At 72.6% G+C, this 8,086-nt stretch carries 5 protein-coding genes and 1 pseudogene; 3 read left to right on the top strand and 3 right to left on the bottom strand.

Annotated features, from left to right (window positions below):
• Positions 1–662 (bottom strand): trehalase-like domain-containing protein (locus tag AOK00_RS20975; RefSeq protein WP_254047435.1); only part of this gene is annotated, 662 nt, incomplete at its 3' end.
• A 290-nt stretch (positions 663–952) separates the two neighbouring features.
• Here AOK00_RS20975 and AOK00_RS20980 point away from each other — a divergent pair.
• Positions 953–2,116, top strand: coding sequence for a serine hydrolase domain-containing protein (locus AOK00_RS20980; protein WP_055601835.1), 1,164 nt, complete (start codon positions 953–955; stop codon positions 2,114–2,116).
• Positions 2,117–2,749: 633 nt separating this feature from the next.
• The gene (locus AOK00_RS20985) at positions 2,750–3,667 is read left to right on the top strand and encodes a S1 family peptidase (RefSeq protein WP_055601836.1); all 918 of its coding nucleotides are present in this window, start codon (positions 2,750–2,752) and stop codon (positions 3,665–3,667) included.
• 180 nt (positions 3,668–3,847) lie between these two features.
• On the opposite strand, the pseudogene AOK00_RS20990 reads toward AOK00_RS20985, so the two are convergent.
• Together AOK00_RS20990 and AOK00_RS20995 are read right to left on the bottom strand one after the other, a co-directional pair.
• Positions 3,848–5,116: pseudogene (locus tag AOK00_RS20990) on the bottom strand (MFS transporter); the annotation flags it as partial.
• A gap of 175 nt (positions 5,117–5,291) precedes the next feature.
• Positions 5,292–6,773, bottom strand: coding sequence for a hypothetical protein (locus tag AOK00_RS20995; protein WP_055601837.1), 1,482 nt, complete (start codon positions 6,771–6,773; stop codon positions 5,292–5,294).
• A gap of 211 nt (positions 6,774–6,984) precedes the next feature.
• On the opposite strand from AOK00_RS20995, the gene AOK00_RS21000 reads away from it, so the two are divergent.
• A partial coding sequence (locus AOK00_RS21000; RefSeq protein ID WP_159041812.1) for a DUF4139 domain-containing protein occupies positions 6,985–8,086 on the top strand: 1,102 nt, incomplete at its 3' end.

Below are 8,086 nucleotides of genomic sequence, written 5' to 3' on the forward strand. Positions count from 1 at the left end.
CACCGGCGCATCCATCCGTGCCAGAAGACGCGGGTCTCCTCCAGGACCGCCTGCACGGCCTCCTCGGTGATCGGTCCGGGGTCGGTGGCTCCCGGGGCGGAGGTCTCCAGGACGATGCCGGCCGTCTGTCCGTGCCCGAGGGTGACCGTGGCGCGCACGTCCTGCCCGTCGGCCTCCAGGGGGACGCTGCTCCGCAGGTGGACGTCGAGACCGGGGCCGTGGAAGCCGGCGACGGCGCCGTCGAGCGCGAGGGTGTGCGGCGCGCGCCCGTAGTCGAAGCGCGGCCGGCACGTGACGTCGAAGGTGAGGGTGCCGCGCACGACCCGCAGGGCCCGGACGAGGCGGTGCCGGTCGGTGGGTACGTCCGGCCGGTCGTTCACCGGCATGAAGTCGACCACCTCGCCCACCCCCTCCGGGGTGAGGAACCGGGTGATCAGGACGGCCGTGTCGGGCAGGTAGAGCTGGCGGACGGTGACGTCGTCGTGCGCGGGGGCGATGGTGAAGTGGCCCCCGCGCTCCTGGTCGAGCAGTGAGGCGAAGATGCTCGGCGAGTCGAACCGGGGCGCGCAGAACCAGTCGACGGCGCCGTCGGCGGAGATCAGGGCGGCGCTCTGCAGGTCGCCGATCAGACCGTGGTTGGCGATCGGGGGGTACTCGGGCACGAGCGACCTCGATTTCTCCCGCGGCTCCGGGCCTTCGGTGCCACCTCGGCGCCCCTCCTCGGTGCCACTCCTCGGGTCCACGCAACCGGTAGCCGGTCGCCCCGGCAACACGGAGGGACCGACCGGGCGAACCCCGCCATGGTGCCGTACGCGTCCGTGCGCACGCCCTTCCCCGCTGTCCGACCGGTCGGTATGTTGCCGGTGATGTTGCTCGCGATGCCGACCGTGCTGTTGCCCGCGGTTCCACCTGTCGCGTTGCCCGCGACGGCCGAGTTCTCCCGGAGGACGCCATGCAAGAGACCCCGCCGACCGAGGGGCACTGCGATCCCCGCTTCGCCGCCGTACGGGAGGCCTTCGAGGACAACTTCCGCACGAGGGACGAGCTCGGGGCCGCCGTGACGGTCCAGGTCCACGGCGAGACCGTGGTCGACCTGTGGGCCGGATGGGCGGACGCCGCCCGTACGCGCCCGTGGGAACGCGACACCGTGGTCAACGTCTGGTCGACGACCAAGGGCGTGACGGCGCTCTGCGCCCATCTGCTCGCGGACCGGGGACTGCTCGACCTGGACGCACCCGTCGCCGCCTACTGGCCGGAGTTCGCCGCCGCCGGCAAGGAGAGGCTTCCCGTACGCCACCTCCTCTCGCACCGTGCCGGACTGTCCGGCCTGCGCGAGCCGCTCACGCTCGCCGAGTTCTACGACTGGGAGGTGACGACGGCCCGGCTCGCGGCCACGGAGCCCTGGTGGGAGCCCGGCACACGGTCCGGCTACCACGCCATGACGTACGGCTTCCTGGTCGGCGAGGTGATCCGGCGCATCACGGGACGACTGCCCGGAGCCTTCCTCCACGACGAGATCACAGGGCCTCTCGGCATCGACTTCACGATCGGCCTGCCGGAGAAGGAGGCGGGCCGGGCCGCCGAGCTCGTCCACCCCCGCTCCTCGTCCGCGAGCGAACAGGCTGCGGTCTTCGCCCAGCTGGAACCCGCGGCACAGGCCGCCCTGGCCAACCCGCTCGTCGGCGTCACCGAGGCCAACAGCCCCGAGTGGCGCGCCGCCGAGCTGCCCGCGGCCAACGGCCACGGGACGGCGCGCGCGGTCGCCCGGCTGTACGGCTTCCTCGCCGGGAACGCCGGGGCCGGCGTACACCGGATCCTCTCCGCCGCGGCCGCCGAGAGGGCCCGCGAAGGACAGGGGGCGGGCCGGGACCTGGTTCTGGGCGCGGGCTTCGCCCACGACACGGAGTGTGCCCTCGGCCTCTGGCTGAGCGGCCCCAATGCCTCGTACGGCCCGAATCCGCGCGCCTTCGGCCACGACGGCTTCGGCGGCTCCTGCGGCCTGGCGGACCCGGAGTCGGGGATCTCCCTGGGGTACGTGATGAACCGCATGGGCCCGCGCATCGCGGACGACCCACGGAAGATGGCCCTGGTCGAGGCGGTGTACACGGCGCTCTGACGCCGAGCTACAACGGGAACCGGCCATCCTGCCGACCCGGACGGAGGGCACGATTCCGGCATTGAGGGGCGCCCACGGCTGGACCACGAGCACGTGGCCGCCCCTTCTCGCCACCGCCGAGGAGCCTGCCCGCGCCCGCGCCGACCGGCCGGGGGCACGGCCGGATCCGTGCGGGGACCACTCCCCCGGCGGGCGTCCGGCGCTCCATTCTCCGGGACGCGGTGGCGAGGGCGCGGGAGGCGCGGGATCGGGCTGTGCCGCAGGGCTGAACTGGGGAATCGGCACGAGCCCTGGCGCCCCCCGGGCAGCTCGGATCACCCTCGACTCACGTCCCGGTGACAGTCCCTCAAAAGGCATCAGCAAGTTTCCGCAAGCATGTGCGGACTCCGACTCGGCCGCTCCCGCCACGACGACCGTCCCGACCCGGTGGGCACCTCCCGGCGCTTGAACCACATGGACGCGTGTAGATGGGCCGAAAGGCGTTCTTGCCGCCGGGCCGCCCGGATTCGAGGATTCCCCTGTCGAGATTGACAGGTTCATGGCGAGCCGGGCTCCCTCACCAAGGACCCGTCCGCTCGGCACCGAAGGGATCGCCCACCCAGCGGTTCCCCCACTCCCCCACCGGAGGATCCAGTGAACCTCAAGCGTCTGTCCCCCCTCGGCGGCGCGGCCAAGGGCGCACGGCTGATCGCCGTGGCCTCCGCCCTGCTCGCCGCCTCAGCGCTTGCCGTCCCCGCCTCGTCCGCCGCCACGACCGTGGAAGGCCGGGCCACCGCCGCCCAGCTCGCCGTCGCCGACCAGGCCGTACGCGGAGCCGACGTCCCCGGCACCGCGTGGTACACCGACCAGGCGACCGGGAAGATCGTCCTCACCGCCGACTCCACCGTCTCCGCCGCCGAGATCGCCAAGATCAAGAAGGCGGCGGGCGACCGCGCCGCGAGCCTGGAGATCAAGCGGACGCCCGGCACCTTCAACAAGCTCATCGCGGGCGGCCAGGCCATCTACGCGGGCGGCGGGCGCTGCTCGCTCGGCTTCAACGTCCGCAGCGGCTCCACCTACTACGCCCTGACCGCCGGTCACTGCACCAACATCGGCAGCACCTGGTACACCAACTCGTCCAACACCACGGTGCTCGGCACCCGGGCCGGCACCAGCTTCCCGACCAACGACTACGGCATCATCCGGCACTCCAACGCCTCCGCGGCGGACGGCCGCGTCTACCTCTACAACGGCAGCTACCGCGACATCACCGGCGCGGGCAACGCCTCCGTCGGCCAGTCGGTGCAGCGCAGCGGCAGCACCACCGGTCTGCGCGGCGGAACGGTCACCGGCCTCAACGCGACCGTCAACTACGGCGGTGGCGACATCGTCTACGGCCTGATCCAGACCAACGTCTGCGCCGAGCCCGGCGACAGCGGCGGCGCCCTCTTCTCCGGCACGACGGCGCTCGGCCTCACCTCGGGCGGCAGCGGCAACTGCTCCAGCGGCGGTACGACGTTCTTCCAGCCGGTGACGGAGGCGCTGAGCGCGTACGGCGTGAGCGTCTTCTAACACCGGACGCTCCGGCGGCTCAGGGATCCACCGAGTCGGCGGCCTCAGGGATCCACGATCCGCACGTCGTCCGCACAGGCCGGCGGCCCTCAGGGCCGCCGGCCTCGTCGCACGCGCGTCCCCCGGGCGAGCCGGAGCGACCGCTCGTAGGGGGCCGCCCGGCGTCGGCGGGTCGCGGAGTCAGCGATCCAGATCCTTGTGGGCGGTCTCCGGCAGCCGGAGGTACACCGCCGAGGAGACGAGGCACAGGGCGGCCACGTACCAGGGGAAGAGACCCGGGACGTCCCACTCCTTGAAGAGCGTGCCCACATACGGTGCCGTGCCGCCGAACAGCGCCACCGTCAGCGAGTACGGGAAACCGATCCCCGCCGCCCGCACGCGCGCGGGGAACATCTCCGCGTTCACCGCGGCGGAGATCGAGGTGAAGCCGGTCAGCAGCACCATGCCCGCGCACTGCACCAGGAGGAGCGAGAGGAACGAGCCGTCGAGCGCGCGCAGCAACGGCACGCCGAGGACCGCGAATCCGATGCCGAAGAAGAGCAGGGACGGCTTACGGCCGAAGCGGTCGGAGAGCAGCCCGCCGACCGGTTGCAGCAGCGCGAAGAACGCCAGGGAGAGGGTCCCGGCCAGCAGCGCGTCCGCCTTGTCGATGCCGGTGTTGAGCTCCGCGTACGTCGGCAGGTAGGAGGTCCACGTGTAGTACGCGAGGGTGCCGCCGGCCGTGATGCCGCCGATCAGCAGCGAGGCACGGGGGTGGTGGCGCAGGGCCTCGAAGAGCCCCGGACGGGGAGCCTCGCGCTGGGCGACGCTCCGGGTCTCCTCGGCGCCGCGGCGGATCCAGAAGCCGGCGAGGCTGAACACCGCGCCGAGCAGGAAGGGGATCCGCCAGCCCCAGCCGTTCATCCGGTCCTCACCGAGCTGACTGACCAGCAGGGCGGCGATTCCGGAGGCGGCGAGCTGTCCGGCGGAGGTGGAGACGTACTGGAAGGAGGAGAACAGGCCGCGCCGGCCGGGCCCCGCCGACTCGACGAGGAAGGTGGTCGAGGCCGCGAACTCCCCTCCCACCGACAGCCCTTGAAGGAGTCGGGCGATCACGAGCACGACGGGGGCGAGGACGCCGGCCGAGGCGTACGTCGGGGTGAGACCGACCAGCAGGCTGCTGCCGCCCATGAGGAGGATCGTCGCGGTGAGGGCGGTCCGCCGTCCGCGCCGGTCGGCGAGCGCGCCCATGAGGAGTCCGCCGACGGGGCGCATGAAGAAGCCGACGGCGAAGACGGCGAAGGTCGACAGAAGGGGGACGAGGGAGTTCCCCGAGCTCTTGGGGAAGACCTGGTCCGCGAGGTAGGCGGCCAGGAAGGTGTACGCGTACCAGTCGTACCACTCCACCGCGTTGCCGACGGAGGCCGCGAGGAGCTGACGTAACGGGCGCCGGGAGGAGGGAGGTTGTGGCGGGGCCGCGGGATCGAAGGAGGTCGTCGCGGGAGCATGGGAAGTGGCGGCATGGGAAGTGGCGGTATGAGGAGTGGTGGCACCGGGAGAGGCGGCATGAGGAGTGGCTTCGTGGTGCCCGGGAGGCGTGTCGGTCATGATCACGCCCCTGCCCCGGCTCGCCCCGCCCTACGCTTCAGTCGACCGGCCAGGTGTGGGCCGGCGCGTTCAGGTGCATGTACTCGATGTACTGCTGTGTCATCCGCCGCAGAGCCTGATGCCGGTCCGCGTGGTCGATGTCATGGATGTGGTGGAACATCTCGGACTGCCACTGCGCCCCGTTGCGACCGCTGACGCAACGCTGCTCGATGACTCCGAGGAGGGGCTCCCGCCGTGACGCCTCCAGGCCCATGCGTTCGAGGCCGCGGTCCGCGAGCGGCAGCAGCCGCCGGAGGACCAGCTCGGTCACCGGGACCTCGCCCATCCCGGGCCAGTACACCTGCGCGTCGATGCCGTGGCGGGCGGCGGTGTGCAGGTTGTCCTCCGCGGCCGCGAAGGACATCCGTGACCAGACGGGCCGGTCCTCGTCGACCAGGGCCCGGATCAGCCCGTAGTAGAGCGCGCCGTTCGCCAGTGTGTCGGCGACGGTGGGCCCGGCGGGCAGCACCCTGTTCTCGACGCGGAGGTGCGGGACGCCGTCGACCACGTCGTAGACGGGACGGTTCCAGCGGTAGACGGTGCCGTTGTGAAGGGTGAGTTCGGACAGTCCCGGGGTTCCGCCCCCGTCGAGCGTCTCCTCCGGGTCCTCGTCGTCGCAGAGGGGCAGCAGGGCCGGGAAGTAGCGCGCGTTCTCCTCGAAGAGGTCGAAGACGGAGGTGATCCACCGCTCGCCGAACCACACCCGCGGTCGTACGCCCTGCACCTTCAGCTCGTCGGGCCTGGTGTCGGTGGCCTGCTCGAACAGCGGGATGCGCGTCTCGCGCCACAGCTCCTTGGAGAACAGGAACGGCGAGTTCGCCGCCAGTGCCACCTGCACGCCCGCCACGGCCTGCGCGGCGTTCCAGTAGTCCGCGAACTCGTCCGGTGACACCTGGAGGTGGAACTGTGTGCTGGTGCACGCCGCCTCCGGCGTGATCGTCTCCGCATGGGTACGCAGCCGCTCCACGCCGTCCACGGAAATCAGCAGGTCCTCGCCGCGGGCGGCGAAGATCTGCTCGTTCAGCAGGTGGTAGCGGGGGTTCTCGGAGAGCGACGCCGGGCCCGCGTCCTTGCGCTCCAGGGTCGGCAGGATGCCGATCATGACCAGGTGCGCGCCGATCCCCGCCGCCTGCTGCTCGGCGTGGTTGAGCGCGTCACGGATCTCCTGCTCCCAGGAGTCGGGGCCGCCGCCCGCGCTGAGCCGCCGCGGTTCGAGGTTGATCTCCAGATTGAACCTGCCCAGCTCGGTCGACCAGGCGGGATCCGCGATGGCCTCCAGGACGTCGGTGCTGCGCATGGCCGGTTCGCCGGCCGCGTCCACGACGTTCAGCTCGATCTCCAGGCCGACCTGCGGCCGTTCGAAGTCGAACCGCGACTCGCGCAGCATCCGCGCGAACACGTCGAGGCACGTGTGCATCTTGTTCCGGAACCGGCGACGGTCTTCACGGGTGAACTCCAGCGCCGGAACGTCACGTCCCATCGGGCCCTCCCGAGTCTGGTCGGCACGGACCTGCACCATCCAGCGTCCCACTCCCGGGGCCGGCCAACCACCGAAGCGGACCGGAAGCGCTTCCCGGGCGCACCCGGCACGCGGGCTCCGGAAAGCCCTCGGTGCGTGTCAGTGCCCGGGCGTAGGCTTCGTCACGCCGCTGACGAAGCGGAACGGCGTGAACAGGACGGGGCGGGGGCGCATGACGGCTGACGCAGCTGGAACGAACACCGGAGCGAGCGGGTCGACCGGGGTGACCGGAACGCTCGGGTCGACCGCAACGAGCGGGCCGGCCTCGACGTGGGGATCGGCCCTCGACTCGGTCGTCGTGTACGCGCAGGGGGCGCTCTGCCGCCGCCTGGCCCGGGGGCCCGTGCCCGCGGACGGCCGGGTGCGTGTCACGGGGCTGCCGCGCTCGCTGGACCCCGGCTCGCTGCGGGCCCGCGTCCTGGGCGCCTCCGGGACACGGGTCACCGAGGCCCGGGTCGAGATCGAGGCCGAGCCGCTGGGCGCCGTCTCCGGCGCGCCGGAGGGGCTTCGACGCGAGGTCGAGCGGCTGCGCGACGCGTACGCGGCGGCGGAGGGGCGCCGGGACCGGCAGCAGGGACTGATCGCGGAGGTCAGTGGGCTGCGCCCGGTGCCGCCGGCCCGCAAGCGCGACGACCCGCACCGCCGCACCCCCGTCGACGCGTGGCTGGAGCTGGCCGACTTCGTCGACGAGCGGCTCACCGGACTGCACGCCCGGCTCGCCGAGCTGGAGGAGGAGCTGCTCCGGGCCGAGCACGAGCTGTCCGTCGCCACGGACCGGCTCGCCCGTGCTTCCAGCGCCACCCCGTCGACGCACGTGGAGACCACGGTGTCCGCCGTCCTGACCCTCGTGGGAGCGGACGGCGACGTCGAAGCGGATGGCGGGCCGCAGGCCGAGCCGGAGCCGCGTCTCGAACTGGAGCTGGAGTACGGGGTGCCCGGCGCCGTTTGGGTGCCGGCCTACCGTCTCACCCACCGTCAGGGTGACGGCACCGGCCGCCTGGTGCTGCGCGCCTCGGTCGCGCAGCGCACCGGCGAGGACTGGACGGGGGTGCGGATCGCCCTGGCCACCGCCGATCTGCGGCGCCGCACCGACCTGCCGAAGCTCCGCTCGATCCGGATCGGACGCCGTCAGGCGCCGCCGGCTCCTTCCGGCTGGCGCGAGCCTCCGGCGGGGCTCGCCGACCTCTTCACCGGATACGTGGGAGCGGGCCCGCGTCCTGTCGCGCCCCGCGCCCCGGGGGCCGCGGCACCGGGGGCGGCCGGGGGCGCGACAG

The sequence above is a fragment of the Streptomyces aureus genome (assembly GCF_001418135.1).
Lineage (GTDB): Bacteria > Actinomycetota > Actinomycetes > Streptomycetales > Streptomycetaceae > Streptomyces > Streptomyces aureus_A.